The following is a 26,958-nucleotide window of genomic DNA, read 5'->3' on the forward strand; positions in this document are numbered from 1 at the left end:
GATGCCGTGCTTGTTCGAAAAGGCGAATGATGCGTCGAACGATACGCGATCGACCGAGTTTCTCGTGCTTACTGCAGCGCAATGAATTGCTCGAGCAGATCCCGGTGGTCGAACTTGTCGCGCCACCATCGCAGCGCGCGTCCGGCTTCGTCGTCGCGCCATGCCAGATAGCATGGCGTCGTTTCTCGCATCCCGGTCACCTGGCGCGTCACGAGCTTGCCTTCCTCGATCGCGCGGGCGGCCAGGCCCGCGGGTAGCGTGCCGACGGCGAGCCCTTCGCACAGCACCGCGAGCTTGATCTCGAGGGTCGGCACCGCGAGGTAGGGCTGGGACGGTTGGAACGCCGCCGAGCGCAGCAGCGATTCGCGCGAAGGGCCGCCGACCACCGCGCATCGAAATTGCGTCACGGCGAGGAGTGAGATAGGTTCCGGCATCGTTGCAAGGGGGTGATGCGGCGCGACCGCGAACACGTAACGCAGCGTGCCGATCGGGCGCGCGACGATGTCCGTCAGCGCGGGCGGCTCGCCGGTCGCGCCGACGACGAGATCCGCGCGTCCCGAGACGAGCGCATCCCACGTTCCGCCGAGCACGCCCGTCGACAAGCGCAGGCGCGTGTCCATTTCGAGCGCGTCGAATTCATGCACGTACGGCCAGAATCCTGCGAACGGCAGCACTTCGTCGACGCACACGTGCAATTCGGTCTCCCAGCCGTCCTGGATCCGGCGCGCTCGCAGTTCGAGCTGCTCGGCGGCCGCGAGCAGCCGGCGGCCCTCCTCGACGACGACACGCCCCGCGTGCGTCAGCCTCGCGCGGCGGCCGCTGCGATCGAACAGGACGACGCCAAGGTCGCTCTCGACCTTCTGCACGAGATAGCTGAGGGTCGAAGGCACGCGGTGCAGCAAGGTAGCCGCATCGGCGAACGAATGCGTCCGGTCGATCGCATCCAGGGCTTCGAGGGCTTCGAGTGACAGTTTCAATTCCGCTTTCCTCAGCGCAATGGTGTGTGCATGTCCGGCGTGCATTCGGCGATCGTCGTGTCCCGTGAGCAGCGCACGGCGGGCGATACGGCGTGTTGCCCGTGCGCCGGGCGGCTTGCTGTCGTTGTCGTCATCGATCAGGAAAATTCAGGTGATCTTAAGAACATCCGTCTCGCCATCATGTAAGTTTTATAGGCGTGGCCTCGGCCGGAACCGCGGACGATGCGGATCGAGAGGGGCGGGCACGCGGAACCGTGACATTCGCTCATCGACAAAAAAGGAGAATCGACATGATCAAGTCCGGCATGATGCCGCTCGCGCTTGCAGTGCTGACGGGTGTTGCGCTGCTGGGTGCGCCGGCCGCGTACGCGCAGGATTCGGATGCCGCTCCGGCAGCGGCCAGTGCCCCGATGTCGAAGCAGGAACTGAAAGCGCAACGCAAGGCACAGCGCAAGCAGGCTCGCCTGAAGCGTAACCAGGAACTGAGTGCGCTGGAGAAGAACGGTTATCGCGTAAGCAAGGACGATCACTATCCGCAGAGCCTCCAAAGGGCGGAACACAAGGTCGACGCACAGAAGGCTGCCGCCGGCGCGTCCGCGCCCGGGCAATGACGATCCGGCGCCGTATCCGCACCCCGGCGTGGCGTGGCGGGTGACGGCGTCCGCCGGTGGCCGCCCGTGCATGCTGGCGCGATGCAACCGACAGGCTCCGCGTCCATTCTCGCTCGATTGCGTGCAAACGGTTGCAAATCGAAGCATACCCATATTCACTGAAAAATTGCCGAAATTCAGGGTTAACGCTCTCTAGCCCGTTACGGTCAGGCAGGTACTATTGCATCAACTTATGCAAACGGTTGCATGGAGGATATCATGACGGAACAGGCAACATTGAGTGCGATTACCGACGATTCCGCGTCCGTTACCGCGATCGTCAAGGCGGCGATGGCGGGAACCCGGGACGCCCGGCTGAAGGAGATCATCGATGCATTGGTCGATCACGGCCATGCGTTCCTGAAGCAGGTCAAGCTGACGGACGAGGAGTTCGAGCGCGGCCTGTCGTTCATCCGGGCCGCGGGGCACGCATGCAACGAGCGCCACAACGAGGTCGTGCTGCTGTCGGATGTCCTCGGCTTTTCGACGCTGGTCGCATTGCTGAACAATTCCGACGCGACCGATCGCACGCCGGGCGCGTTGCTCGGGCCGTTCTACCGCGGCGGGTCGCCGGTCTACGAGGATGGCCGGTCGATCGCAAGCCCCGGGTCGCCCGGCTCGCCGCTTTTCATGCGCGGTCGTGTGCTCGACGTGTCGGGCCGGCCGGTCGCGAACGCGATGGTCGATGTGTGGCAGGCATCGCCCGTCGGTCTCTACGAGAACCAGGATCCGGAGCAGCCCGACCGCAATTTGCGCGGTCGCTTTCATACCGACGCGCACGGGCGTTTCAACTTTCGGACCGTGCGCCCCGCCGGTTACCCGGTGCCCGTCGACGGCCCCGTCGGCACGCTGCTCGCCGCGCAGGGCCGCCATCCGTATCGACCCGCGCACATCCATTTCGTGATCGTCGCGGAAGGTCATGCGACGCTGGTGTCGCAGGTGTTCGCCGATGATTCGGAGCATCTCGACTCGGATGTCGTGTTCGGTGTAAATCGTCGCCTCGTCGGCACGTTCGCGCGTCACGAGCCCGGGACGGGGCCGCACGCGGAAACGGGCGACGCGTATTACACGCTCGATTTCGAATTCGTGATGGCTGACGGCACGCCGACGTACCCGACGCCGCCAATCGACTGAACAGGAGCAGGCCGTGTCACGCAATCTGAACGATAAAGTCGCCGTCATTCTCGGCGGCACCGGCGGCATCGGTTTCGCGACCGCCATGCAGTTCGCCGAAGCGGGCGCGCGCGTCGTCGTCGTCGGACGAAGCGACCTCGACGCCGCGCGGCACATCGCCGACAAGCTGCCCGGGGAAGGGCACTCGGGCGCGATCGCGACGATCACCGACAGCGCGACGCTCGCCGCGCTCGCCGACGACGTGCGCACGCGTTACGGGCGGGCCGACGTCCTGGTGAATGCCGCCGGCTTCACGAAGCCGGTCCGGCATGCGGACCTCGACGCGCTGACGGACGACCTGATCGACGAGATCATGAAGGTCAACTGGCGCGGCCAGTTCGCGGCGATCCGGGCATTTCGCGCACTGCTCGACGAATCGGGCGACGGGCTGGTCGTGAATGTGTCGTCGATCTCGGGGACGACGGGCAACGGCAGCAACGTGGCGTACTGCGCGGCGAAGGCGGGGATCGACGTGATGGCGTTGTCGCTCGGACGCGCGCTGGCGCCGCGCATTCGCGTCGTGAACGTGTCTCCCGGCGTCGTGGATACGCAGTTCGTTCCGGGGCGCGGCGACGATTTCAACGAGAAGGCCGCGGCGACGACACCGCTGCGCAGGATCGGTGCACCGGACGATGTCGCGGCCGCCATCGTCGCGTGTGCGACGACGCTCACGTTCACTACCGGCACCACGATCGTCGTCGATGGCGGCCGCCGTCTGAACTGATTGCCAGGAGCGCTTCTCATGCATGCTCGCAAGACCATCATCACGTGCGCCGTCACGGGCAACATCACGCGGCCCGACCAGCATCCGGGGCTGCCGGTCACGCCCGAGCAGATCGCGAACGCGTCGCTCGAAGCCGCGCAGGCCGGTGCCGCCGTCGTGCACATCCACGTCCGCGATCCGGCCACCGGCAGGCCGTCGATGGACATCGAACTCTATCGCGACGTCGTCGAGCGAATTCGCGCGGTCGATCGCGAGTTGATCATCAATCTGACGACGGGCCCGGGCGGACGTTTCATTCCGAGCGACGACGACCCGCGGGTGGCCGCTCCCGGCACCACGCTCCTGCCGCCCGAACGGCGGGTGGAGCACATTCTCGCGCTGAAGCCCGATATCTGCAGCCTCGACCTGAACACAATGAATTCGGGGGGCGAGGTCGTCATCAACACGCCGAAGAGCGTCACGCGGATGGCCGAGGTGATACGCCGTGCCGGCGTCAAGCCGGAACTCGAGATCTTCGACTCCGGCGATATCCACCTCGCGCGCGACCTGATGGCGAGCGGCGTGCTCGACGGCCCCGGCCTGTGGACGTTCGTCGGCGGCGTCAAGTACGGTTTCGCCGCGTCGCCCGAAACGCTGCTGTATGCGCGCGGGCTGCTGCCTCCGGGCGCGATATGGTCCGCGTTCGGCATCGGGCGCTTCGAGTTTCCGATCGTCGCGCAGGCATGGCTCGCGGGCGGGCACGTGCGCGTCGGCCTCGAGGACAACATCTATATCGAGAAGGGCGTGCTCGCCGAGAGCAATGCGGCGCTTGTCGCGCGGGCCCGCGAGATCGTCACGCTGCTCGGCGGCGAGATCGCGACGTGCCGCGATGCGCGCGCGAGCCTCGGTCTCGCGTCCTGAGCGCAACGCTGCGAACGACATGCGGCAACGGCGCACGCAGGCACGATCGGCCGACGGCATCGTGTCGTGCGCCGGAATCCGAATTTTCCATGAGGCCATCGAGCATGAAATGCATTCGCGTCCAGCAGAAAAGTACTGATATCAACGCGCTCGCGCTGCACATCGACACGCAGCCCGTGCCGCGGATCGATGCGACCGACTGCGTGATCGCAATCGAGAGCGCGGGCGTCAACCCGAGCGATGTCAAGGCCGTGCTCGGCTTCATGCCGCACGCGGTGTGGCCGCGCACGCCGGGCCGCGATTACGCGGGACGCGTGATCGACGGCCCGCCGGACCTGATCGGCAAGGCGGTGTGGGGCAGCAGCGGCGAACTCGGCATCCGGCGCGACGGCACGCACGCGAGCCATCTCGTCGTGCCGGCACATACCGTGCGCGAGAAACCGGCAAACCTGACGATGGACGAGGCGGGCTCGATCGGCGTGCCGTTCGTCACGGCATTCGAGGGCCTGCACCGTGCCGGCGGCGTGCGGCGCGGCGACGTCGTGCTCGTGCTGGGTGCGAACGGCAAGGTCGGGCAAGCGACCGTCCAGCTGGCGACCATGGCGGGGGCGGAAGTGATCGGCGTGGTGCGCGACGATCCGTCGTACGTCGGGCACGCCAGCGGCGACGTGACGATGATCAACGCATCCGCGGAGCCGTTCGACGAACTCGTGCTCGAGATGACGGCGGGCCGCGGCGCCAACATCGTCTACAACACGGTCGGGAGTCCGTACTTCGAGCGTGCGAATCGCGCGATGGCCGTGTGCGGCACGCAGATCCTCATCTCGACGATCGAGCGCGCGGTACCGTTCGACATCTTCGCGTTCTACCGCGGACAGCACACCTACGTCGGAATCGACACGCTCGCGCTCGACACGCGGCACTGCGCGAACATCCTCGACAGGTTGTTGCCGTCGTTCGAACAAGGTGTGTTGAAGCCGTTTCCGATCGATCCCGGCTCGGTGTTCGACCTTGCGGATGCAGCGCACGCCTATCGGACGGTATTCAGCGGTACCGCGAACCGGGTGTTGCTCAAGCCATGAACGTGACGCGCTTTCGGGATGCCCCCGAATACTTCCCGCCGAATCACGTCGGGATGCGCTGCGTACGGTTGCAGGGGCGCGAGGCAGGTCCGGCCGAATCGTTGTGGCTCGGCGTATCGACGATCGAGCCGGGCGGCCACACGACGATGGAAGGATCGGGCGTCGAGAAGCACTACGTCGTCCTGGAGGGGCAGGTGTGCGTCGAGACGGATGGTGCCGAAGTCGACTTGCAGGTGTTCGATTCGTGCCGCCTCGCGCCGGGCGAGCGGCGTGCACTGCGCAACCGCTCGGACCGTCCCGCCAGGATCCTGCTCGCGATGCCGTTCGCGCGTCCTTCGCACGACTAGCTGCGGCCGCAGGCCGGGCGGTGCAATGCCGCCGATGATCGAGCGCGGTGGCGACCGGCCGCGCCCGGTCATGATTATCGGACGATCCGACAAGCCGCAGACCATTTCGGTCACCTTTCGAAGCGGCTCCCCCCGTTATTATCGATCGGCGATCCGTCGTCATGAGGGTGACGCGCTTGTTCTGACCGGCGGGCAGTGCGCGTGCGGCGGGCGCATGCGCAACGCGGTGCGATACGTCAGCTCGAACGCGCACGGCCGCCCGCCGCACGCGGCGCGCCGGTCGAGCCGCGCACGACCAGTTCGGGCGGCAGCGTGATGCGCAGCGGCGCCTTGCCCGGCGTCGTGATCATGCCGAGCAGCAGGCGTGCGGCTTGTCGACCCATCTCGCGATGCTGGATCCGGAGCGTGGTCAGCGACGGATTCAGCATGTCGAGCAGCGGCATGTCGTTGTGCCCGATCAGCGAGATGTCCTTCGGGCAGGCAATCCGCCGCTCGGCGAACACGTCGTAGCAACCGAGCGCGATCAGGTCGTTCGCCGCGATGATGGCGGTCACGTTGCGGTGCGCGTCGAGCAGTTCCGCGCAGGCGGCGCGTCCGGCTTCGCGCGTGAACTCGGTGGCTTCCACGATGACGTTGGCCGCAAGGTCGTACTGTTGGGTCGCGATCTGGAAGCCCTGTAGTCGCGACAGGCCGGTCGCGAGCCGTTCCGGTCCCGACAGGTGCGCAATGCGCGTATGCCCGAGCCCGACCAGATGCTCGACCGCGAGCCGCATGGACAGGAAGTCGTCGTTGACGACTTCGGGCACGTGACCGCCGTCCTCGCCGCGATTGACGAGCACGACGGGCACGCCGTCGAGGATGCAGCGTCGCACGAGCGGATCGTGCCGCGCGGCGGTCGCGAGGACCAGGCCGTCCACCTGGCGCTCGAGCATCTGCTCGAGCATCCGTTCCTGATTCCTGGGATTGCCGACGATGTTCGCGATCAGTACGCCATAGCCCTCGGCTGACAGCTCCTCCTCGATTCCGCAGACCATCGGCGGGAACACGGGGTTCGAGATGTCGGGCAGGCATACGCCGATCACCTTCGATTGCCCGCCGCGCAGCGCGGAGGCAAGGCGGTTTTGTCGATAGCCGAGCGACTTCGCTGCCGCGAGCACGCGGCGCACGACCTCGTCGCCGATCAGGTGACGCGTGGCCGGGTTGAGCACGCGCGACACCGTCGACGCATTGACGGACGCCGCCGCGGCGACTTCGCGAATCGTGACGCGGCCGGTGCCGCGCGTGTCGGAGGATGGGCTCATGGAACCTGCCGGTGGATAGGGATCCGATTGTATCGATGCAATGGGTTGCGATCAATGTTGCAGGTAAAACCCTAATGTTTTCAGCGCTAAACCTCATTGACAGAGGTTTTGCGTCAAGTACGATGTGCATACGTTTGCATAAAGAAAAACACGAGCTCGACGTGATCGATCGAAGCGGTAGCAGGACCGGGAAAACCACGCGCGGCAAGGATGCCGCAAATTCCGGGAAAAAATGCAGATTCATTGACGTCGACCGGTAAGTAGCGCCGATGCGTTGCGTGGATGTTTTTGTCTGGATTTATGCAAACGGTTGCATTTGATCACCCAGAATGCCAGGCCGGCTAGCGGCATGGCCAACGTGAACGACGGACAGGAGACAGTGGATGGAGACGAACCACAATTCCGCGCGGCAGCCGGCAGGCAGTCGGGCGGCGATGCGCATCGCCGCCGCGTGTGCGGCGGCGCTCGGCCTTGCTCACGGCGCGAGCGCGCTTGCGGCAAACGAAACGATCGCGGCCTTCTACAAGAACCAGGTTGATCCGCATTTCGCGCTCGTTCGCGCCGGCGTCAACGCCGAGGCGAAGCAGCTTGGCGTGACGGTCACGCACTACGCGCCGACCCGCCCGAACGATCTCGGCGAGCAGCTGAGCGAGCTCGAAGACGTCGGCGTGAAGAAGCCGAACGCCGTACTGTTCATGGGCGTGAATCCGCACGGCGTCGTGCCGGCGATCCAGAAGATCAACGCGATCGGCATCCCGGTCGTCAACTACAACGATCGCGTGGCGGGCGGCAAGTTCTCGTCGGTCGTCGTCGCGGACGACTACAACCTCGGTCTCGACGTCGCGCGATACCTGTTCAGGAGTCTCGGCGGCAAGGGCAATGTCGTGATCCTCGAAGGCGTGAAAGGCTCGACGACGAGCGACGAACGCGAGCGCGGTTTCAGGAAGGCGCTTCAGGAATTTCCGGGCATTCGCCTGCTCGCGGCGCAGCCGGCGAACTATCAGCGCCTGCAGGCGCTGCAGGTGATGGAGAACCTGATCCAGTCGAATCCGAAGATCGACGGTGTACTGGCGGCGGCCGACGTGATGGCGATGGGGGCGATCGAGGCCCTCGAGGCCGCGGGCCAGAAGCAGGTGAAGGTCGTCGGCATCGGTGGCGTGCCCGAATCGGTCAAGGCGATCAAGGAGGGGCGCCTGCTCGCGACCGCCGAATTCAACGGCTTCAGGATGGGTTGCGTCGCGACGATGGCGGCGGTCCGCACGCTGCGGAAGGAGCCGGTGCCCGACACGGTGCTGATCAAGGGCATCGTGATCGACAAGACGAACTATGCGCCGTTCGAGCAGCCGGGCGATCAGCGCCAATGCCCGGCGTGGAGCGACGTGGCCAGCAACTGACGCGTGCAGGCGGGCCGGCCTGACGGCCCGTATCGCGGTACGTGCGCCGGCCGTCGCATGATGCACGGCCGACCGCCGAACCGCACCGTGGAGATGAACATGGAAACCTCGACCGGGCGCGTTCCGCGTCTCGAATTACGCAAGATCTGCAAGCATTTTCCTGGCGTGGCGGCGTTGACCGACGTCGACCTCGCGCTGTATCCGGGTGAAGTGCACATGTTGCTCGGCGAGAACGGCGCCGGGAAGTCGTCGTTGATGAAGGTGCTGTTCGGCGCTTACCGTGCCGATGGCGGAGAGATTCGCTACGACGGAACGCCCGTCGCGATCGAATCGCCTGCCGATGCGAAACGCCTGGGCATCGCGGTGATCTTCCAGGAGTTCTCGCTCGTGCCGCATCTGTCGATCGCGCAGAACATCTATCTCGGCCGCGAGCCGCGCAACCGTCTCGGCCTCGTCGATCACCGGCGCATGCACGCGGACGCGGCGGCCGTGCTGGCGCAACTGGGGCTCGCGTACGACACGCGCACCCACGCGGCGGACCTGGGCGTCGCGCAGCAGCAGATGGTCGAGATCGCGAAAGCGCTGTCGCACGATGCGCGCGTGCTGGTGATGGACGAGCCGACCGCCGCGATCTCGGACCGGGAAGCCGACGCGCTGTTCGCGGTCGTGCATCGGTTGCGCGCCTCCGGCGTGGCGATCGTCTACATCTCGCACCGGATGAAGGAAGTGTTCGATCTCGGCGATCGCGTGACCGTCTTGCGCGACGGGCGCCTCGTGACGTCGATGCCGGCCGGCGATGCGACCCCTGAGCAGCTGATCGCGCTGATGGTCGGGCGCAAGGTCGGCGCGGTCTACGAGCGCCGTTATTTCGGCGCATGCGGAGAGATGGCACTCGACGTGCGCGGCCTGACGACGTCGACGGGCGTGAACGGCGTCGACCTGCAGGTGCGCTGCGGCGAGATCGTCGGATTGTCGGGGCTCGTCGGCGCCGGGCGGACCGAGGTCGCGCGCGCGGTGATCGGCGCCGACCCGATCCAGGGCGGGCGCATCGAAATCTTCGGCAAGGCGGTATCGGGCGGCCCGCACGAGGTCGTCAGGCGCGGCGTCGGCCTGATTCCGGAAAACCGCAAGCACGAAGGCGTCGCGCTGCGCCGCTCGGTGCACGAGAACCTGCTCGTGTCGAGCCTGTGGCGACTGTTCCCGAACGGCTGGTATCGCCCGGCCCGCGCGAGGCGCGCGACACGCGACCTGATCGAGCGGCTGCGGATCGCGCCGGGCGATCCGGCGAAACGGGCGCGCAACCTGAGCGGCGGCAACCAGCAGAAGATCGTGATCGGCAAATGGCTCAGCGCCGACTGTCGGCTGTACATCTTCGACGAGCCGACGCGCGGCATCGATATCGGTGCGAAGACGGAGATCTTCAACCTGATCGAGCGGCTCGTCGAGCAGGGCGCGGCGGTGCTGCTGATCAGCTCGGAGCTGTCGGAGATCGTGCATGTTTGCGACCGCGCGTACGTGATGCGCAGCGGCGCGATCTCGGGCGAACTGCCGCGCGAACAATTGAGCGAACAACGCATTCTGGGTCTGGCGATGCATGGAGGTGGCGATGTCGATTGAAACGAAACGAAATGGCAGGGATCCGGCGGCACGGCGCAAACGGCCGCTGCCTTCGATCGTATGGGCCAGCGTCGCGCTGGTCGCGGCGGCGGCATTCGGCGTACCGGGATTCGCGTCGCGCGCGAACCTGGTCGACATCGGCCTCCAGGTCGCGATCCTCGTGATGATCGCGATGCCGATGACGCTGGTGATCCTGAGCGAGGGGCTCGACCTGTCGGTCGGCGCGTTGCTGAGCCTGTGCGGCGTCGTGTTCGCGCAGATGCTCGGTGCGGGCGCGGGTGTCGGTGCCGCACTCGGCGCTGCCGCCGCGGTCGGGATCGCGATCGGCTTCCTGAACGGGATGCTCGTCGCGCGACTCGCGCTGCCGCCGTTCGTCGTGACGCTCGGCACGCTGGGTGTCGCGCACGGCGTAGCGCTCGTGCTGACCGACGGCAATGCGGTCGTCGTCGCGAATCCCGCGGTCGGCGCGCTGTACGGGGCGTCGGTACTCGGTGTGCCGTTCCCGATCGCGTGCGCGGTCGCGGCCTACGCGGTCACGCATCTGCTGCTCTACCACACGCGGTTCGGTGCCTATGTGTTCGCGATCGGCGGCAACCGCGACGCGCTCACGCTGGCCGGTGTCCGTGCGCGCGTCCATCACGTCGCGATCTACGCGATGAGCGGGCTGTTCGCGGGCCTCGCCGCACTCCTGCTCGTCGGGCGCATGAACGCGGCGGAGCCGAATGCCGCGATCGGCATGGAATTCGATGCGATCGCGGCCGTCGTGCTCGGCGGCACGTCGTTCGAGCGCGGTGCAGGGTGGTTGCCCGGCACGGCGATCGGTGTGTTGACGATCGGCGTGCTGCGCAACGCACTCAACCTGGTCGGCATCGAATCGTCGCTGCAGGTCGTGACGATCGGCTTGCTGGTTCTCGCGGTCGTCGTCGTCGATAGCGTCCGTCAATCCCGTGTCGCAGGAGCGCAAGCATGAATCTCCAGAATCCCTCTCCGTCGGCGGCGGTGCGCGTCGGGCGCATCGAACGCCGAGGCCGCCTGTCCGACGACGCGAACGCGCTGATCTGTCGCGCGGTATTCGTCGGCGCGATTGCGATCGCGCTTGCGTTCGCATCGGACGGCTTCATGACGTCCGGCAACCTGCTGAACGTGCTGCGGCAGGCGAGCCTGATGTTCCTGCTGGCGTCCGGCCTCACGATCGTGATCCTGTCGGGCGGGTTCGACCTGTCGATCGCCGCGAATCTCACGCTGTCCGCCTGTCTGGCAGCGGGTGCGATGAAGGCGGGCGTGTCCCCGTGGCTCGCCGTCGCGATATCGATGTCGTGCGGCGCATCGATCGGACTGCTGAACGGCCTGGCGGTCACGTTCCTGAGGCTGCCGCCGTTCCTGGCGACCTACGGGATGCTCTGGGTCGTGCAGGGCCTTGCCTTTCACTACATGGGCGGCAACGAGATCTTCGGCTTTCCGGCCGGCTTTCGCGCGCTCGGTACCGGGTTCTGGTGGGGCGTGCCGATTCCCGTCTACATGATGCTGCTCGTGCTCGTCGTCGGATCGATCGTCACCGCGCGACTGAACTTCGGCCGCGAGATCTACGCGATCGGCGCGAGTCCGGAGGTCGCGCGGCTGTCCGGGATTCCGGTGCGCCGCCGCCGGATCGCGGTCTATACGATCAGCGGCTTGATGGCCGGCATCGCGGCCGTGGTCTATCTCGCGCGCGTGAATGCGGCCGATTCGGCGATGGGCGAGCCGATCCTGCTCCCTGCGATCGCGGCCATTCTGATCGGCGGCGCATCGCTGTTCGGCGGGACTGGCACCTTGTTCGGCACGCTGCTCGGTTGCGTGACGCTCGCGCTCGTCATCGACGGGATGAATCTGCTGAACCTCAATGCCAACTGGCAACCGCTCGTCGTCGGCGTGGTGCTGCTGGTCGCCGTGCTTACCGACGCGCTCGGCCGCCGGCATGCGGAGCGGATCGGCTGACGGCCGCGACGCCGGGTTTTCCCGGCGAAAACAAAGAGACGATTTGACAAGCGGTGAGACTCTTCGGCGATGGTCGCCGGCCGAAGTGTCCTTAACATGAATGCCAGGTGATCGACATCTTGCGATCCGGTCCGGTCGGGCCGTCAGATCGGATCGCACGACCTTTCACTTCCGAAGTGGCCATCGAAATGATTAGTTATACAGATCAGAAAATCATTTCGTGCATCGGCATCCGGTATCGAAAGACTGAAATGGAGGGGTAGACAGTGGTGGAGATGAAAAAGACAGCGATCGCCGCACTGATCGGCGCGGCGTTGAGCGGATCGGCCTTCGCACAGAGCAGCATCTCGCTCTCCGGGAAGCTCGACAACGGCCTGACATTCGTGACGAACGAAGGCGGGCATCACAACTACAAGATGGACAGCGGCGTGCTGTTCCCGAACGTGTGGATCATGTCGGGTGCGGAAGATCTGGGCGGTGGCAACCGCGCGATCTTCAAGCTGTCTTCGCTGTTCAACATGAACAACGGGCAACTGAACCAGGCCAACACGTTGTTCGGGCAACAGGCGTATGTCGGCGTACAGACACCCTACGGCTCGGTCACGCTGGGCAAGCAGTTCGACTTCACGGCCGAATTCCTCGCGCCGCTCAACGTCAGTTCGGCCGGCAGCGGCTATGCGATTCACCTCGGCGATTTCGACCGCACGAACAACGATCGGCTGACGAATTCGATCAAGTACATGAGCCCGACGTGGGGCGGATTCCAGTTCGGCGCGATGTACGGGTTCAGCAATACCCCCGGCAGCTTCCACGACGGCAGCGGCTGGAGCGCGGGCCTGCAGTACACGAACGGCCCGCTGACGCTCGCGACCATGTACACGTTCGTCGCCACGCCGACGATCGATCCGTACGCGCAGATCGGCGTGCATTCGTTCTTCGGCCTGCCGGTCGCGACGGGTGCGGGCGACAGCGTCACCGACACCGCGCCGAATTTCCAGATCCGTTCGCTCGGCACGCTGGGTGTCGGCGGCTCGTATGCGATCGGCGACGTCACGCTGTATGCGAACTACACCAACACGGTGCTGAAGTTCCAGGACGCGAAGTCGGTCATGAACGTCTACGAGGGCGGCGCGACGTGGCAGGTGACGCCGGCGTTCCAGCTCGTCGGCGGCTATCAGCACACCAGTTTCGAAGCGCACGCGTGGAACCAGGTCACGGCCGCTGCGCTGTATTTCCTGTCGAAGCGCACGACGGTCTACCTGTCATCCGATTACCTGAAGGCGTCCGGCGGAGTCGACGCCGTGATCGGCGCGAGTTTCGCGCCGGCACCGACAGGCCATCAGGCGGACGTCCGGATCGGCCTCGCGCACACGTTCTGACCGTATCGCGCGGCGCTCGGCCGGCACGGTGCCGGTCGCCCGCGAATGCATCGCTTCCCGGCTTGCGTCGGGTCTATCCATGAGTACCACGAGGAGACAAAGATGAAACGTACCTGTATCGCACTCGCGATGATGAGCCTGACCGCTGCCGCCGCGATCGCGTGGGGCGCCGATGCCGGCGGCCCGAAGCTGATCACGACCATCCCGGTCACGAGCGAGAAATCGTTCGGCTTCGATATCAGCGCCGCGTCGGACGGCAACTACTACCTCGCCGACGGCGCGAACGGGACGCTCGACGTATTCGATGCGACCACGATGAAGCTGCGCGACCGGATCAAGGCCGATTTCGCAGGTATCGGCCCGACGCACGACAAGTCGGGGCCGTCGGGCGTGTTGCCGATTCCGGGCACGTCGCAGGTGTACGTGGGTGACGTGAACGCGGTCAAGGTGATCGACGTCGCGTCGAAGCAGCTCGTCAAGCGCATCGAGGTCAGCGCGTCGGGCATTCGCGCGGACGAGGGCTGCCTCGACCCGCAGCACCATGTCGCGATGTTCTCGAGCGGTGCCGAGCAGCCGCCGTTCGTGACCTTCATCAACACCGAGACGCAGTCGGTGATCGCGAAGATGCCGCTTGCCGACTCGACCGGACTCGAGGCGTGCGAGTTTGATGCGAAGAACGACAACTTCGTGCTGAACAACGACGGGACGAAGGCGAACCCGAAGGGCGAGGTCGATCTGATTCCGGCGAAGTCGGTGCTCGAAGGCAAGCCGGTCGTGCAGTCCGTGTTCAAGCTGAAGGGCTGTGAAGGCCCGACCGGCATCGCGCTCGGGCCGGGTAACGACGCGCTGATCGGCTGCGATCCCGACGAAGGCGGGAAGCAGACGACGGTCATCATCGATCGCACGAACGGGACGCCGCTCGCGCAATTGCCGTTCGGCGGCGCCGACGAGGTGGCCTACGACCCGGTGTCGAATCGCTACTTCCTCGCCGCTGGCCACCACTCGGCGGACAACGTCTCGCGGGTGGGCGCGAAGGACGCGAAGTTCGACTCCGCGCTCGGGATCGTCGACGCGAGCACCCGCAGCCTCGTCGCGATCGTGCCGACCGGCAAGTTCTCGCATTCGGTCGCGGTCGACGGTGCGTCGCATCACGTGTTCGTCCCGTACGGTGCCGGCTCTTCCGAGCAGTTCCCGGGAACCGGTGTGGCGGTGTTTGCGACGGAGTAACGGCTCCAGTGTGGTGATTTTCCGCGGGAGACGGGCTCCCGCGGACTTTTTTGTACACCGCGAGCGACTGCTGCGCGCAACCGGATATCGGACTCGACGGTCGATCGCGAGGCCCGATGGTCGGCTGAAACGGCCTGGCCGGACGAGCGCGGGGACTTGGGCGTACCGGATGGCATGGAGTCAGGAGATGGAAGTGAAATTCAGCAGGTTACGGGCTCGGCGATGGTTGACGCGGGCAGGCGTGGGAGCCGGCTGCGTGGTCGCCATGCACGCTGCGTGCGCGCAAGAGGTGCGCAGTGACGCCGCGACCCCGACCTATGCGCTGAGCTACGCGCAGACGCAGACGCTGCTGTCGCTCGCGATTGCCGAGGCCGATGCGCGACATCTGGCGATGGGCTTCGCGGTCGTGGATCCCGGCGGCCATCTGCTCGCCGCCGTGCGGATGGACGGTGCGTCGTTTTCGAGCATCGACTTCGCACGCGGCAAGGCGTTCGCGTCCGTCGCGCTCGGCGGCCAGTCAGGCGTCACGCTCGAACACCGCTATCGGGACGATCCGTCCGAGTACAGCAACATGTCCGGCGCCGGCTATTACGCGCCGTTCCTGCCCGGCCGCGGCACGTTCCCCGTCTTCATGAACGGTCATCTGCTCGGTGCGATCGGCGCCGCCGGCGCGCCGTCCGAGATCGACGATCAGGTGGTGCTGAAGGCGATTGCGGGGCTCGGTGCCCAATCCGCGCGTTGAACGCGCATTGTCCTTGAAACCCAGTCTGGAAGACGTATGAGACACAACATGGAAATCGAACACGCGGCCGGCACGCCGGCGAGCGGCACGGAAACGAGCGGCGCGATGACGATGGACGGCACCGCGCAATGCCGGCGCACGATGCTGAAGCTCGGCTTCGGCGCGATCGCGGCAGGCCTGGCCGGCGCGGCACGCGCGCAAACGGCCGCCCCCGGCGCGCGGGCGGCCACGCCGCACGTCCTGCCGGGCGGCAAGACGGTGAAGCTCGTGCCGTCGTGGAAGACGGTGCAGGTCGGTCAGATGACGCCGGACGCCGAGGCGGCGGCTTCGATCCGGTCGGGTGACACGGTCTGGTACGACGGCACGTGGACCAATTGGGGCAATGAAGCGAAGTACGGGATGGGATTCAAGGAGCGCGAGCCCATCCGCAAGAAATATCCGAACGGCGCATTCTCGTTGATCGGGCCCGTCGAGATCGACGGCGCCGAGCCGGGCGACGTCGTCGAATGCCGGATGCTGAAGATGCGGCCGATCGATTGGGGCTGGAATTCGGCGCCGCCGGGCGTCGGCGCGCTGCCCGGCGATTTCGGCCCGTATCTGCGGTACCTGAAGTTCGATGACGCGCGTACCTACGCATCGTACGTACCGGGCGTGCGGATTCCGCTGAAGCCGTTCCAGGCCTATCTCGGCACCCAGCCGCCCGGCGACCGGGTGACCAGCGCGAACTTCGCAGGCAGCTACGGCGGCAATCTCGACTGCGCCGTGCTCGGTGTCGGGACGTCGGTGTTTCTGCCCGTGCAGGTCGCCGGCGCGCGTGTGTGGACGGGCGGTTCCATGGGCGCATCGGGCGAGGGCAACATCGATCAGACGTCGATCGAATCCGCGTTCGAGGAGATGCGCATCCAGTTCCTGCTCCACAAGCGATCGGCGCTCAACGGCCCGCTGGCCGAGACCCCGGAACACTGGATCGCCTTCGGCTTCGCCGACAGCCTCGACGACGCGCTCGTGTCGTGCATTCGCCAGACGATCGGCTGGATGTCGTCGGCCACGGGAATCCCGGCGGTCGATTGCTACGGGATCCTGAGCGTGGCCGGCAGCTTCCGGATCACGCAGTACGCGCACCAGACCGGCACGGTCTACAAGACGGAGCCGCCGAAAGGCGTGCACTGCATGGTGCCGAAGAACATATTCTCCGCCGGCATGCTGCGGCGCCTGTCCGATTACGTGCGCGCGTAAGCGCACGTTCCTTACCGCTTTGGAACGAGCGGCCGCGCGGGCCGCGGCCGTGCTTCACGGCGAGCCGGCCCGCGCGCGCCGCAGGAGGTTGCGTAGTGAATTCGCATGACCAACACACCACGGCCGACGCCGGCAGCCAGGACATCGGCGGAATGCGCCGGGCTGTCGCACTGCTCGTTTGCTTTCTCGTCGTCGTTCTCGACGGCTTCAACACGACGTCGATCTCGTTCGTCGTGCCGACGCTGGCGCGCGACTGGCATCTCGCGCCGGCCGCGTTCACGCCGGTCTTCGTCGCGACGAATGTCGGCGCGGCGATCGGCTTCATTGTCACCGGATCGCTCGCCCATCGCTTCGGGCATCGCGCCGTCGGGATGGCCAGCGTCGTGCTGTTCGGCGGCTGCACGCTGCTGACGGCGGTTGCGGGCAGCGTGGCGCTGCTGTCAGTGATGCGCGTCCTGGCGGCGATCGGGCTGGGTGCGGCGTTGCCGATCGCGATCACGGCGTCGGCTTCGATCATCGGCGCGAAGCACAAGGTCGCCGCGTCGGTGCTCGTGACGACCGGGATGTCGGTCGGTGCCGTGACCGGGGGCGTGATCGGCGGGCCGCTGATGCACGGCTTCGGCTGGCAGTCGGTATTCCTGATCGGCGGCGCATTGCCGTTCGTGGTCGCGCCGGCGTTCTTCAGGATCCTGCCGGCGGCCACCGTCGAGGAGAAGGGCGCGACGCATCCGGAGCGGCCGGTCGCGAATCCGGTCCGCGCGCTGTTCGCCGACGGCCGTGCCGGCTATACCGGCGTGCTGTGGCTGTTCTCGTTCCTGATCTTCATGGACGTCTATGCGCTGTTGTTCTGGCTGCCGACCCTGCTGCTCTCGTTCGGCTTTTCGCTCGATCGGGCACCGGCCGGCATGGCGGCGTTCAGTGTCGGCGGGTTGAGCGGCAACCTGCTGATGACGGCCGCGGTGACGGCGATGACGGTTGCGGGCAGGTTGCGCGTGAAGTCGGCGCTGGCGGTCGGGATCGTCTGCGTGATCGCCGGCATCGGCGCGTTGAGCCAGGCCGCGTTGCCGCCGTCGACCGTGCTGCTGTCGATCGGCGTGATCGGCGCAGGGCTCGTCAACGGAATCATGGGCCAGACGGCGCTCGCGGTGGCGTTTTATCCGCCGGCCATCCGCGCCACCGGCGTTGGCTGGGGGCATGCGATCGGGCGGATCGGTTCTTTCATCGGCCCCGCGATCGGCGGCGCACTGCTCGCGACCGGCTGGGAGCCGCGCAACATCGTGCTCGTGGCCGTGGTGCCGGCGATCGCGGCAATTGCCGCGCTCGGCGCGCTGGCGATCATCGGCCGCCGCACGCCCGAACGCGAAGCGCCCGCGGGCGGCGCGTCGACCGTGCACTGAGTCGTTTTCGACACATTTTCCTCGCAACCAGCGGAATCACGCTCAACCATGAAAATCATTGCTTATTCGGACGCGGGCACTCAAGCGCTCGGCGTCGTCACCAGCGATACGCAGTTCATCCCGGTCGCGGAGATCGCGCCGGACTTGCCCGCGACTCTGATCGAGATCCTCGAGATGGACGACGGGCTCGACCGTCTGCGCGCATCGGCCGCCGGCCGGACCGGCACCCGGTTGCTCGCGTCCGTGACGCTGAAGCCGTTCCTCGGCCGGCCCAACGCGATGTGGGCGCTTGCGCTGAACTTCAAGAGCCACATCGCCGAGACCGGCCTGCAAACGAATCCCGACTATCCGCACCTGTTCCTGCGCACGGCCGCGTCGTATGTCGGCGCGGGCGAGCCGATCGTCGCGCCGCCGGAACCGGTTGCGCGCGCATTCGATTACGAGGGCGAACTCGGCGTGATCATCGGCAAGCCGGGGCGCTACATTCCCGTCGAGCGCGCGCTGGAATACGTCGCCGGCTACACGTGCCTGAACGAGGGCTCGGTGCGCGAATACCAGGTGCACAACCGACAGTTCGGCCTCGGGAAATGCTTCGAGGCGTCGGGGTCTTACGGTCCGTGGCTGATGACCGCGGACGAATTCGGCAACCCGGCGAAGCACACCGTGCTCACGCGAATCAACGGCGTCGTGCGGCAGCGCGCGCCCCTCGACGACATGCTCGTCGACGTCGCGCGCACGGTCAGCTACCTGAGTCGCGGCTACCGGTTGCGCCCCGGCGACCTGATCGCGATGGGGACGCCGGGCGCGCTGAAGCCCGAACCGGACGATGTGGAGGGCAACGACCTGACGCGCCAGTACGGACCGTTCCCGACGCCGGGCCTCGTGCACATGCGTCCGGGCGACTGGGTCGAGATCGAGATCGACGGGCTGGGCGTGCTGGGCAATCCAGTGATTGCCGATCCGACCGACCTGCTCGCCTGACCGGTACCGCATGTGCGCAAGCGCGCGCATGCGGCAGACCGGCCGCGCCGGTCAGTCGAATCGCTCGAGATCGAGCGTGACCGAATGCCGGCGAAAATCGCTCGGCGGCACGCCCATGTGCTGCGCAAAGAAGCGGGTGAAGTGGCTGTGTTCCTCGAAGCCGAGCTCGTCCGCGATATCGGCGAGCGGCCGGTCGCTCTCCGCGAGCAGCCGGATGGCGTGCGACATTCGCACCCAGTCGATGAAGTGCTGCGGCGAGATGCCCATGCAGCGCCGGAACTGCTCGAAAAAGCGCGACCGCGACAACCCTACCTCCGCGGCGACCTGCGTGACCGTCATGTTCGCGGATGGCGCGCGCTTGATGAAGTCGAGCGCCTTCCGGATTCTGAAGTCGACCGGGCGCGTCGACGGCGCGATGCGCGTCGTCAGTTCGGGATCGGCGAAATCGCGCCCGAGTGCCGTCACGAGATCGTCGAGGATCGGCAGGCAGCCCGCATCCTGCGCAACGAGATGATTCGTGATGGCGGCGGCCAGCCGATCGACGTGATGCTGCACGTCCGGCGTCACGACGACGATCCTGCGCGGGAAGATGTCGGCCGGGCCGCCGTCCGCGAGGCCGAGCCGCTTGCGCAGCCACGGCGTTTCGATCACGAGCGACAGGATCAGCGACGGCGTGTCCTTGTTCGCGCACTTTGCGTGTTCGACCCACGGATTCAGGCAGATCGCGGAGTCGGCACTGAGCGTGCAGTCCTCCGCACCCATCCGGAAATCGCAGTCGCTGCCGCCCAGCTTGAACAAGAATTGGTACTGCGAGTGCGCATGGGCGACCAGCGGCCGGCTGATGAAGTTCACCGTGGCACGGCCGAACTCGCCTTGCAGAATCCAGACGGGCTTTTCCGATTCCATTGCTGCTTGCGCCATTTCAACCTTCTCCGGTATCGCCGCGGCTGGAGCGCCGTCGCAGGTTTCGCTCGCTCCGCTTCGATGCAAACGGCTGGCACCGTTGCGATAAAGCGGTGGCGCCTGAACGTCCGCACAAGCCATCTACTAAATCAAATGCGCGGCGGCCCGTCAATCCGGGGAAGATCGCAGACGCGCATTGCGCAACGCATCGACATGCCTCGCGATAAAAAATCCGGACGATCCGGTAAGCCGTCGCTTCAATCGACCATCGCCTCGGCCGCCCGAAAGATAGAGTGTGAAGCGAGTGGGCCGCACGGCGCTGCCCCGGCTAGTCCGAGTTGACGAGAGGCTGAGGATGAAAGCATGGTTTGAACGCGAGGGTATCCGTTTCGCATATGAAGAGTCCGGCCCGAAGGAAGCGCCGGTGGTCGTTTTCAGTCACGGTTTCCTGATGGACGGCGACATGTTTCGCCCGAACGTCGACGCACTGGACGACACGTTCCGGTGTGTCGTCTGGGATCAGCGCGGCTTCGGCACGACCGGGCCGATCGACCGCGCGTTCAGCTACTGGGACTCGGCCCGCGACCTGATCGCGCTGCTCGATCACCTGGAAATCGCGACGGCTTCGCTGGTCGGGATGTCGCAGGGCGGGTTCGTGTCGATGCGTGCGGCGCTGCTCGAACCCGCCAGGTTCCGCGCGCTCGCGCTGATCGCGACGCGCAGCGATCTCGACGAGGCACCGGTGATTGCGTCGTTCGAGGAACTCAAGGCGGAGTGGGCGCGAAATGGTGCGGCGAACGTCGCCGAGCAGCTCGCCGGGTTCCTGCTCGGCGCCGGCTTTCCCGCGTCGGCGTGGATCGAGAAATGGCTGAAGATTCCGCGCGACCATTTCGAATACCCGGTCGATGCGCTGACGTCGCGCGACGACATCACACCGCGGCTCGCCGAGATCACGCATGCGTCGATCGTCGTTCACGGCATGGCCGATGCGGCCATTCCGCTGCGTTGCGGCGAGGCGCTTGCCGAAGGGCTGCCGAACTCCAAGGGAATAGTCGGCGTGGCGGGGGCCGGACACACGCCGAATCTGACCCATGCTCACGATGTCAATCCGAAGCTGCGGGATTTCCTGCTGCGCTACGGCCGCTGATCGCGTCGATGCGCTCGCTCTGATGAAACGGCTTCGTTCATGAATTCATAGGATGCTTGGTGATATTGGAGGAATCCGAATCAAATGACGGATTCTGAAAATTAGGAAAGAACATGCTATTTATTGTCTACTGCCTCGATCACCCGGGTATGGCGGAGCGGCGCCAGGCCCACTTTGCCGCACACAAGGCGCGGTTGCTCGCTTCGCCGTTGAAGGCGCGCATTGCCGGGCCGCTCATCGATCCGGACGGCTCGGTGGGCGGGAGCCTGTTTCTTTACGACGCCGACGATATCGAAGCAGTACGGCGACTCGTGCTCGACGATCCGTTCCATACGGAAGGCATCTGGAAGACGGTCGACATCCGGTTCTTCCTGAACCGCGCAGATGAGCACTGAGGCGCCTTTGCGCCATTCATCGGCCCCGCGGCGCGCGTTCGTGAGCGGGGCCAAGGAAATGCAGTCCGCGCGTGCATCGATCAACGGGATGACGCCACCGGTATCGCACGTCTGTGACGCGTGTGCCGCCTGCGCCCGCCGGGGCGGCCGCGACGTTTAAGAACGTTTCAGGCGACACGAACGAGAGTCACATCATGCATATCGATCTTTCCGGCAAGCTCGCCGTCGTCAGCGGCTCGACCGCCGGCATCGGGCTCGCGATCGCGACGGGGCTGGCCGCGTAGGGGGCGAAGACGATCGTCAACGGCCGGACGCCGGCAAGCGTTGAAGCCGCGCTTGCCGCGATCCGCGCGAGCGTCGCGGACGCGCAGGTCGACGGTCACGTCGGCAATCTCGGCACGCGCGCCGCGTGCGATGCCATCGTCGCGGCGTTTCCCGCGGCTGACCTGCTGGTCAACAACGTCGGTTTCGATGCGCCGGGCACGATTTTCAGCGCCGACGACGACGCATGGGAGCGGTACTTCCTCGTCAACGTGATGTCCGGCGTGCGGCTCACGCGCGCTTACCGGAAGGGCATGATGGCACGCGGCCGGGGGCGCGCGGTGTTCGTATCGTCGGAGTCCGCGTTGAACGTTCCCCCGGACATGCTCGCCTACGGCTTCTCGAAGACCGCTCAACTGAGCGTCGCCCGCGGCATCGCGAAGCAGGCGGCCGGCAGCGGCGTGACTGTGAACGCGGTCCTGCCGGGGCCGACATTGTCGGACGGCTTCCGCTCGATGGTTGAGGCGACCGCGGCACGGCAGGGCAAGTCCGTGGAGCAGTTCGGCATCGACTTCGTGTGCGCGCATCGGCGCAGCTCGATTCTCCAGCGGCCGATCACGCCGGAGGAGGTCGCGAACCTGGTCGTCTACGTACGTTCGCCGCAGGCGTCGGCGACCACCGGCGCCTCGTTGTGGGTCGATGGCGGCGTGGTCGAGAGCATTGCGTGATCGAGCGATGCGGCACACGGCCAGTGTGCCGTCACGCGCGTCCCATGATCCGCGTACCGAGCGAGATGCCGAGCGCGGACAGCGACGCATTGGCCGCGAGCTGCGCGGCTTCCCAGCGCGACAGCGCGGCGTCGAACGCGTTGGCGGGCACGCCGCCGCGCAGCGCCTCGGCAAGACCGACCGCGTTGTCCGCCGCTTTCGCGACACCGGCGGCCGTATGCGGCCGCACGAGGCAGGCCGCGTCGCCGAGCAGGACGGCCCGGCCGAACGCCATGCGCTCGACCGCGAGATCGAGGATCGCCTGTGCGAACGGCGCCTGTGTCGCGTCGACGAGCGCGGCGAGCGTCGGTGCGAGCATCCGGCGGCCGGCGTTCACGAGTTCGAGCCGGTTGTCGTCGCGCATCGCGCCGGGCGGCAGCGAGCCGTCGCGCTGCATGCCGTCCTGGCCGAGAAACAGCGACGGCAGGCGATCCTGCGCGAGCCGCCGGTACCAGACCCAGTTCACGCGCCGCTTGCCGGGCGCGATCGCGCCGTCGCGGCCGGGCACCAGATAGGTCAGGAACAGGTGGGCGTCGCCTTGCTGGAACGTGAAACGGTCGCGCATCACCTGCAGCACCGGGTCGGGAAGCAGGTGCTCGTCGACGAGCCCGCGCCACGCGACATACCCCGCGTATGCGGGCCGCGCATCGGGCAGCAGCTGCGCGCGCACGGCCGAGCGGCCGCCGTCGGCGCCGACCAGCAGGTCGGCCTGCTCGACGCGGCCGTCCGAGAAGTGCGCGATCACGCGCGCGCCGTCCTGCTCGAACCGGTCGAACGCGACGCCGGCGTGCAGGACGTCGGCGGGCAGCGCGCGCTTCAGCGCCGTATAGATCACGTTCCATGCGGTCTGCGTCTGCGGCATGTAGAAGCGTTGCACGATCCGGTCGTGTTCGTCGACGTAGATCCGGTCGCCCGAATCGACGCCCGCATCGCGCGGCACCGGCACGCCGCCGAATGCGAACGCGCGCTCGATCGGCGGCTGCAGCACGATGCCGCCGCCGCGGCTGTCGAGATCGTTCGGCGATTGCTCGAACACCTTGACGCGCCAGCCGGCCGCCCGCAGCGCGGTTGCCGTGAACAGTCCGCCGACCGATCCGCCGACGACGATCGCCGACGGGCCCGAAACATCGCTCATGATTGCTTTCCCCCGATGATTCGCCGCACGCGGCGGTTCAACCTTCCCAGTGCGCGAGGAAGTCGAGCAGCAACGCGTTCACGCGCTCCGGCTGCTCCTCCTGCGGCAGGTGCCCGCACTGCGCGATCGGCTCGGCGCGCAGGTTCGTCGCCATGCTTTCCCACACGGACTTCATGTCGAACAGCTTGCCGACCGCATAGAAATCCTCGCCCCAGATGGCCATCGTCGGGCAGGCGATCGGGACGTCGGCGTCGACGAGATCCTGCTGCACGTCTTCCGCGTTCGCGCGGTAGTCGGCCAGCGCGCCGCGCACGGCGCCCGGGCGCCGGTACGCACGCACGTACGTGTCGAACGCGTCGCCGGAGATCGCGTGCGGGTTGTAGCACCAGTCGGCGAAGAAATGGCTCAGCCACTCGGCTTCCTTGCCGGCGATCAGCGCCTCGGGCAGGTCGGGCACCTGATGGAACAGGAAGAACCAGTACGCGCGCGCGGTTTGCGCAGTCATGTTCTGCGCGACGATGCGCGTCGGCACGTTGTCCATCACGACGAGCCGGTCGACGCGCTCGGGGAAGTCCTTCGAAAAGCGCGTCGCGACGCGCGCGCCGCGATCGTGGCCGACGAGCGCGATGCGGCCGATGCCGAGCGCATCGAGCAGGCCGGCGAGATCGCGCGCCATGTTGCGCTTGTCGTAGCCGGCGGCCGGCTTGTCGGTTTCGCCGTAGCCGCGCAGGTCGGGCGCGATCACGCGGTAGCGCCGCGCGAGCGCCGGGATCTGGAAGCGCCACGCGAAGCTGGTTTCCGGGAAGCCGTGCAGCAGCACGACGACCGGCCCGCTGCCGGCATCGATGTAGTGCTGGCGGATGCCGTTCGCGGTGACGGTGTGATGCGTGATCGAAGGCGCGTCGTGGGTCATCGGGTGGTCCCTGTCCGGTTCGGTGTGCGCGCAGCCGGAGGCGGGCGCAGATGCCGTTCGAGGATAGGCGAAGCGATCGGCGCGCCGGATAAATTGTTCTGAAATCGTCTGGCGGCGTGCGGCGCGCCGGATTACGCGCGCCGGCGGCGCCGGCCACCCGCGCCGGACGCGAGCTGCTTCAGCGTAGCGGGGGTGCCGTGGAGAAACGCATCGACGAGCCGTTCGATTTCGGTGTCGAGATCGTCGGGCACCGGCAGGCCATAGACCCACTTGCGGACGCCGAAATAGAAGATGCTCGCGTGCAAGCTCCAGACCAGTTCGATTTCCGCGTTGCGCTGTGCCTCGGTCGCCGGCGTCGCAATGTCGTACTCGTGCCGCAACTCGCGCAGCACCGGCAGGAACACGCGTTCGCGCAACCGCGACAGGTAGCGCGTATTGAAACCCTCGCGGCTGAGGCCCGCGAAGATGAAGGTGCGGATCCATTCGCGCCGCAGGATGGTTTGCGCGTACGCGCGATAGAACGTGACGAGCCGTTCCTGCAGCGGGACCGTGCGATCCGCGATCAGTTTTTCCCAGTCGGAGTTCCACGTGTAGATCTCGTCGTACACGCGGTCGATCAGCGCTTCCTTGCTCGGGAAGTACCGGTACAAGAGCGGCTGGGTGACGCCGATCTGCCGCGCGAGTTCGCGCGTGCTGCCGGAAAAGCCGTGCGTCGCGAAATGCTCGATCGCCTTCTCGACGATCTGCCGCTCGCGCGCTTCCGGCGCGAGCCGGCGGCCCGGCGTGACGGCGTTGCCGTCGGCGTCCGTCCCGCGCTCGCGGGCCGGTGTGCTGCGTTTTCTTTCGGTCATGCATCGGCTCCTGATGGCGCGCTTAAGCTATCGATCGAAAAATAACACGATCGGACCGTGCGGGCCGATCGCTGCGCCGAGGTCGCTGCGATGCGGGAGCGTTTGCCTAAGCGTACCGCGTCGCGTCGACCCCGCAGTCCGGCCGGGCGTCCGGGCGGCATATTCAGGAAAATTCAGGGCCGCCGCCATGACATTAAGACGTTCCTTAACTAGTCTTGCTTCCGAACCGCCGTTGGGACCGGACGCCAGTCGGCGCCCCCGGGCCGTTCGGCGTAACCGGAGCGGAACATGCGTTATCTGAACTCGCCGGACGCAGGCAGCACGTGCGCCGGCGCAACCGTCGCCATCCAGGAAGCCGGGCCATGCCGACGCAGCCGGTAACCGCGGCCGCGGCGCCCGATCACGTGCGCGGCGAGGACGTGTTTCTCGCGTCTATCGCCGGCTACGTCGACACGCTCGGCTTCGTCGCGCTGTTCGGCCTGTTCACCGCGCACGTCACCGGCAATTTCATCCTGATCGGCTCGGGGCTGGCCGGCGTCGGGCAAGGGCTCGTGATCAAGTGGCTCGCATTCCCGGCCTTCATCGCCGGCATCGTCGGCGCGCGCGTGCTCGACCATAGGATGCGATCGCTCGGCCACGGCCCGCGCGCGCGTTCGCTGTATGCACTGCAGGCCGTGCTGCTGGCCGGGTTCATGCTGGCCGGCGTGATGGCGTCGCCGATCGCGGACGCCGACGCGCCGCGCACGATCCTGTGCGGCCTGCTCGGCGCCGCGGCGATGGGCGTCCAGAACGCGCACGGCCGGCTGACGGCACGCTCGGTCGTCGCCAACACGGTGATGACGGGCAACGTCACGCAGGCGGTGATCGATGCATTCGACTGGCTCGTGCCGCTTGCCGCGCCGGCCGAACGCGAAGCCGCGCGCGTGCGGCTGCGGCGCACGCTGCCGCCGGTCGCGGGCTTCGCGCTCGGGGCCGGCGCGGGGGCCGCAGCCTACGTGTCCGCCGCGTTCTGGGCGCTGGCGTTGCCGCTCGCGGCCTTGTGCTTCCTCGCCTACCGATCCGGCCGGCCCGACGACGGGCCGGCGTCACGCTGAATCCGCGCGCGGCGTATGGCCGCGCTTGTCATTTTCAAGGAGATTTCGATGATTGCACTGAAGTTGCGACAGGTATTGCGGATGATGGCCGCATCGACGGCCATGTTCGGCGCATTGCTGGCGAGCGCGCCGGCCCACGCGGACGAGACGCGCCTGCTCGATACCTCGTCAGGGAAGGTGCTGGCCGTCGCGGTCGGCCCGCAATACGACACGACGCACGTGTGCGTCGCGCCGGAAGACTTCGACCGCTTCACCGACAGCTTCGTCGCGACGTTCGGCGGCAAGAAGTCGCAGCAGGGCGTGTTCCAGGTCACGCCGACGCCGAGCCAGACGATGTCGCAGCTCGTGCTGACGCCGGTCGGCACGATCTCGGTGTTCGGCTTCAAGACGC

General features: G+C 66.7%; 26 protein-coding genes and 2 pseudogenes. 22 read left to right on the forward strand and 6 right to left on the reverse strand.

The genetic code is table 11. The features are described 5' to 3' along the window. Positions 1-68 precede the first annotated feature (68 nt). Positions 69-977 (reverse strand): LysR family transcriptional regulator, encoded by a 909-nt coding sequence (locus tag PL79_RS12965; RefSeq protein ID WP_044847079.1) that lies wholly within the window; start codon positions 975-977, stop codon positions 69-71. A gap of 30 nt (positions 978-1,007) precedes the next feature. Between PL79_RS12965 and PL79_RS36120 the strand changes: the two genes are divergently transcribed. The 7 genes from PL79_RS36120 to PL79_RS12995 all read left to right on the forward strand — a co-directional run bounded on the left by PL79_RS36120 (position 1,008) and on the right by PL79_RS12995 (position 5,853). Further along, complete coding sequence (locus tag PL79_RS36120; protein ID WP_193759841.1) at positions 1,008-1,163, forward strand: hypothetical protein; 156 nt, start codon at positions 1,008-1,010, stop codon at positions 1,161-1,163. A 104-nt stretch (positions 1,164-1,267) separates the two neighbouring features. Further along, on the forward strand, positions 1,268-1,588 hold the full coding sequence (locus tag PL79_RS12970) for a hypothetical protein (protein ID WP_044847080.1): 321 nt from the start codon (positions 1,268-1,270) through the stop codon (positions 1,586-1,588). A 258-nt stretch (positions 1,589-1,846) separates the two neighbouring features. Next, entirely contained in the window at positions 1,847-2,761 is a 915-nt protein-coding gene (locus tag PL79_RS12975; RefSeq protein ID WP_235879259.1) for a dioxygenase family protein, read from the forward strand. A gap of 13 nt (positions 2,762-2,774) precedes the next feature. After that, on the forward strand, positions 2,775-3,524 hold the full coding sequence (locus tag PL79_RS12980; protein ID WP_044847082.1) for an SDR family NAD(P)-dependent oxidoreductase: 750 nt from the start codon (positions 2,775-2,777) through the stop codon (positions 3,522-3,524). Positions 3,525-3,542: 18 nt separating this feature from the next. Next, complete coding sequence (locus PL79_RS12985) at positions 3,543-4,424, forward strand: 3-keto-5-aminohexanoate cleavage protein (protein ID WP_044847083.1); 882 nt, start codon at positions 3,543-3,545, stop codon at positions 4,422-4,424. Positions 4,425-4,528: 104 nt separating this feature from the next. Beyond that, positions 4,529-5,506 carry a quinone oxidoreductase family protein gene (locus PL79_RS12990; protein WP_044847084.1) on the forward strand — a complete coding sequence of 326 codons (978 nt, stop codon included), beginning with the start codon at positions 4,529-4,531 and terminating at the stop codon, positions 5,504-5,506. Then, the gene (locus PL79_RS12995) at positions 5,503-5,853 is read left to right on the forward strand and encodes a cupin domain-containing protein (protein WP_044847085.1); all 351 of its coding nucleotides are present in this window, start codon (positions 5,503-5,505) and stop codon (positions 5,851-5,853) included. The genes PL79_RS12990 and PL79_RS12995 overlap by 4 nt, the downstream gene beginning before the upstream one ends. A gap of 236 nt (positions 5,854-6,089) precedes the next feature. Here the strand turns inward: PL79_RS12995 and PL79_RS13000 are convergent, their stop codons facing one another. Further along, positions 6,090-7,154, reverse strand: a complete 1,065-nt coding sequence (locus PL79_RS13000) for a LacI family DNA-binding transcriptional regulator (protein WP_044847086.1) — start codon at positions 7,152-7,154, stop codon at positions 6,090-6,092. Between the two features lie 383 nt (positions 7,155-7,537). Here PL79_RS13000 and PL79_RS13005 point away from each other — a divergent pair, with 383 nt between their 5' ends. From PL79_RS13005 to PL79_RS13050, 10 genes are all read left to right on the forward strand, one after another. Further along, positions 7,538-8,548: a sugar ABC transporter substrate-binding protein gene (locus PL79_RS13005; protein WP_082088667.1), complete on the forward strand. Its 1,011-nt coding sequence runs from the start codon at positions 7,538-7,540 to the stop codon at positions 8,546-8,548. A gap of 99 nt (positions 8,549-8,647) precedes the next feature. Continuing rightward, positions 8,648-10,165, forward strand: a complete 1,518-nt coding sequence (locus PL79_RS13010; RefSeq protein WP_044847181.1) for a sugar ABC transporter ATP-binding protein — start codon at positions 8,648-8,650, stop codon at positions 10,163-10,165. Continuing rightward, positions 10,155-11,135 carry an ABC transporter permease gene (locus PL79_RS13015; protein ID WP_052664770.1) on the forward strand — a complete coding sequence of 327 codons (981 nt, stop codon included), beginning with the start codon at positions 10,155-10,157 and terminating at the stop codon, positions 11,133-11,135. Before PL79_RS13010 ends, PL79_RS13015 begins: the two co-directional genes overlap by 11 nt. Next, positions 11,132-12,139, forward strand: coding sequence for an ABC transporter permease (locus tag PL79_RS13020; RefSeq protein WP_082088668.1), 1,008 nt, complete (start codon positions 11,132-11,134; stop codon positions 12,137-12,139). The genes PL79_RS13015 and PL79_RS13020 overlap by 4 nt, the downstream gene beginning before the upstream one ends. Before the next feature lie 275 nt (positions 12,140-12,414). Then, positions 12,415-13,518: a porin gene (locus PL79_RS13025; RefSeq protein ID WP_044847087.1), complete on the forward strand. Its 1,104-nt coding sequence runs from the start codon at positions 12,415-12,417 to the stop codon at positions 13,516-13,518. 102 nt (positions 13,519-13,620) lie between these two features. Next, on the forward strand, positions 13,621-14,745 hold the full coding sequence (locus PL79_RS13030; RefSeq protein WP_044847088.1) for a YncE family protein: 1,125 nt from the start codon (positions 13,621-13,623) through the stop codon (positions 14,743-14,745). A gap of 265 nt (positions 14,746-15,010) precedes the next feature. Beyond that, entirely contained in the window at positions 15,011-15,487 is a 477-nt protein-coding gene (locus PL79_RS13035) for a GlcG/HbpS family heme-binding protein (RefSeq protein ID WP_052664758.1), read from the forward strand. Positions 15,488-15,535: 48 nt separating this feature from the next. Continuing rightward, positions 15,536-16,723 (forward strand): acetamidase/formamidase family protein, encoded by a 1,188-nt coding sequence (locus PL79_RS13040; protein WP_235879260.1) that lies wholly within the window; start codon positions 15,536-15,538, stop codon positions 16,721-16,723. Between the two features lie 95 nt (positions 16,724-16,818). Further along, positions 16,819-18,120: an MFS transporter gene (locus PL79_RS13045; RefSeq protein WP_052664760.1), complete on the forward strand. Its 1,302-nt coding sequence runs from the start codon at positions 16,819-16,821 to the stop codon at positions 18,118-18,120. 48 nt (positions 18,121-18,168) lie between these two features. Continuing rightward, a complete protein-coding gene (locus tag PL79_RS13050) occupies positions 18,169-19,101 on the forward strand; it encodes a fumarylacetoacetate hydrolase family protein (RefSeq protein WP_044847090.1) in 933 nt (310 codons plus the stop codon). A gap of 51 nt (positions 19,102-19,152) precedes the next feature. Here PL79_RS13050 and PL79_RS13055 read toward each other — a convergent pair whose 3' ends face one another. Next, positions 19,153-20,022 carry a helix-turn-helix domain-containing protein gene (locus PL79_RS13055; protein ID WP_207671171.1) on the reverse strand — a complete coding sequence of 290 codons (870 nt, stop codon included), beginning with the start codon at positions 20,020-20,022 and terminating at the stop codon, positions 19,153-19,155. 337 nt (positions 20,023-20,359) lie between these two features. On the opposite strand from PL79_RS13055, the gene PL79_RS13060 reads away from it, so the two are divergent. The 3 genes and pseudogenes from PL79_RS13060 to PL79_RS13070 all read left to right on the forward strand — a co-directional run bounded on the left by PL79_RS13060 (position 20,360) and on the right by PL79_RS13070 (position 22,535). Further along, entirely contained in the window at positions 20,360-21,151 is a 792-nt protein-coding gene (locus PL79_RS13060) for an alpha/beta fold hydrolase (protein ID WP_044847092.1), read from the forward strand. Between the two features lie 113 nt (positions 21,152-21,264). Continuing rightward, complete coding sequence (locus PL79_RS13065) at positions 21,265-21,546, forward strand: YciI family protein (RefSeq protein WP_044847093.1); 282 nt, start codon at positions 21,265-21,267, stop codon at positions 21,544-21,546. A gap of 194 nt (positions 21,547-21,740) precedes the next feature. Further along, positions 21,741-22,535: pseudogene (locus tag PL79_RS13070) on the forward strand (SDR family NAD(P)-dependent oxidoreductase). Between the two features lie 31 nt (positions 22,536-22,566). Here the strand turns inward: PL79_RS13070 and PL79_RS13075 are convergent. From PL79_RS13075 to PL79_RS13085, 3 genes are all read right to left on the reverse strand, one after another. Beyond that, positions 22,567-23,709, reverse strand: a complete 1,143-nt coding sequence (locus PL79_RS13075; protein ID WP_044847094.1) for an FAD binding domain-containing protein — start codon at positions 23,707-23,709, stop codon at positions 22,567-22,569. A gap of 37 nt (positions 23,710-23,746) precedes the next feature. Next, on the reverse strand, positions 23,747-24,622 hold the full coding sequence (locus PL79_RS13080; RefSeq protein ID WP_044847095.1) for an alpha/beta fold hydrolase: 876 nt from the start codon (positions 24,620-24,622) through the stop codon (positions 23,747-23,749). A gap of 131 nt (positions 24,623-24,753) precedes the next feature. Then, the gene (locus PL79_RS13085) at positions 24,754-25,473 is read right to left on the reverse strand and encodes a TetR/AcrR family transcriptional regulator (protein ID WP_044847096.1); all 720 of its coding nucleotides are present in this window, start codon (positions 25,471-25,473) and stop codon (positions 24,754-24,756) included. A gap of 362 nt (positions 25,474-25,835) precedes the next feature. On the opposite strand from PL79_RS13085, the gene PL79_RS13090 reads away from it, so the two are divergent. Both PL79_RS13090 and PL79_RS13095 read left to right on the forward strand, forming a co-directional pair. Next, a complete protein-coding gene (locus PL79_RS13090) occupies positions 25,836-26,567 on the forward strand; it encodes a YoaK family protein (RefSeq protein ID WP_044847097.1) in 732 nt (243 codons plus the stop codon). 48 nt (positions 26,568-26,615) lie between these two features. Next, positions 26,616-26,958: pseudogene (locus PL79_RS13095) on the forward strand (glyoxalase); the annotation flags it as partial.

The organism is Burkholderia sp. USMB20 (genome assembly GCF_000949135.2).
In the GTDB taxonomy this organism is placed as follows: domain Bacteria; phylum Pseudomonadota; class Gammaproteobacteria; order Burkholderiales; family Burkholderiaceae; genus Burkholderia.

Coding starts and splice junctions, on each gene's coding strand:
- PL79_RS13035 (WP_052664758.1), top strand. CDS start 15,011: ATGCACGCTGCGTGCGCGCAAGAGGTGCGCAGTGACGCCGCGACCCCG.
- PL79_RS36120 (WP_193759841.1), top strand. CDS start 1,008: ATGTCCGGCGTGCATTCGGCGATCGTCGTGTCCCGTGAGCAGCGCACG.
- PL79_RS13005 (WP_082088667.1), top strand. CDS start 7,538: ATGGAGACGAACCACAATTCCGCGCGGCAGCCGGCAGGCAGTCGGGCG.
- PL79_RS13065 (WP_044847093.1), top strand. CDS start 21,265: ATGCTATTTATTGTCTACTGCCTCGATCACCCGGGTATGGCGGAGCGG.
- PL79_RS12985 (WP_044847083.1), top strand. CDS start 3,543: ATGCATGCTCGCAAGACCATCATCACGTGCGCCGTCACGGGCAACATC.
- PL79_RS13010 (WP_044847181.1), top strand. CDS start 8,648: ATGGAAACCTCGACCGGGCGCGTTCCGCGTCTCGAATTACGCAAGATC.
- PL79_RS13060 (WP_044847092.1), top strand. CDS start 20,360: ATGAAAGCATGGTTTGAACGCGAGGGTATCCGTTTCGCATATGAAGAG.
- PL79_RS13075 (WP_044847094.1), bottom strand. CDS start 23,709: ATGAGCGATGTTTCGGGCCCGTCGGCGATCGTCGTCGGCGGATCGGTC.
- PL79_RS12990 (WP_044847084.1), top strand. CDS start 4,529: ATGAAATGCATTCGCGTCCAGCAGAAAAGTACTGATATCAACGCGCTC.
- PL79_RS13015 (WP_052664770.1), top strand. CDS start 10,155: ATGTCGATTGAAACGAAACGAAATGGCAGGGATCCGGCGGCACGGCGC.
- PL79_RS12995 (WP_044847085.1), top strand. CDS start 5,503: ATGAACGTGACGCGCTTTCGGGATGCCCCCGAATACTTCCCGCCGAAT.
- PL79_RS13055 (WP_207671171.1), bottom strand. CDS start 20,022: ATGGCGCAAGCAGCAATGGAATCGGAAAAGCCCGTCTGGATTCTGCAA.
- PL79_RS13000 (WP_044847086.1), bottom strand. CDS start 7,154: ATGAGCCCATCCTCCGACACGCGCGGCACCGGCCGCGTCACGATTCGC.
- PL79_RS12970 (WP_044847080.1), top strand. CDS start 1,268: ATGATCAAGTCCGGCATGATGCCGCTCGCGCTTGCAGTGCTGACGGGT.
- PL79_RS13090 (WP_044847097.1), top strand. CDS start 25,836: ATGCCGACGCAGCCGGTAACCGCGGCCGCGGCGCCCGATCACGTGCGC.
- PL79_RS13040 (WP_235879260.1), top strand. CDS start 15,536: ATGGAAATCGAACACGCGGCCGGCACGCCGGCGAGCGGCACGGAAACG.
- PL79_RS13085 (WP_044847096.1), bottom strand. CDS start 25,473: ATGACCGAAAGAAAACGCAGCACACCGGCCCGCGAGCGCGGGACGGAC.
- PL79_RS13050 (WP_044847090.1), top strand. CDS start 18,169: ATGAAAATCATTGCTTATTCGGACGCGGGCACTCAAGCGCTCGGCGTC.
- PL79_RS12975 (WP_235879259.1), top strand. CDS start 1,847: ATGACGGAACAGGCAACATTGAGTGCGATTACCGACGATTCCGCGTCC.
- PL79_RS13030 (WP_044847088.1), top strand. CDS start 13,621: ATGAAACGTACCTGTATCGCACTCGCGATGATGAGCCTGACCGCTGCC.
- PL79_RS13020 (WP_082088668.1), top strand. CDS start 11,132: ATGAATCTCCAGAATCCCTCTCCGTCGGCGGCGGTGCGCGTCGGGCGC.
- PL79_RS13025 (WP_044847087.1), top strand. CDS start 12,415: ATGAAAAAGACAGCGATCGCCGCACTGATCGGCGCGGCGTTGAGCGGA.
- PL79_RS13080 (WP_044847095.1), bottom strand. CDS start 24,622: ATGACCCACGACGCGCCTTCGATCACGCATCACACCGTCACCGCGAAC.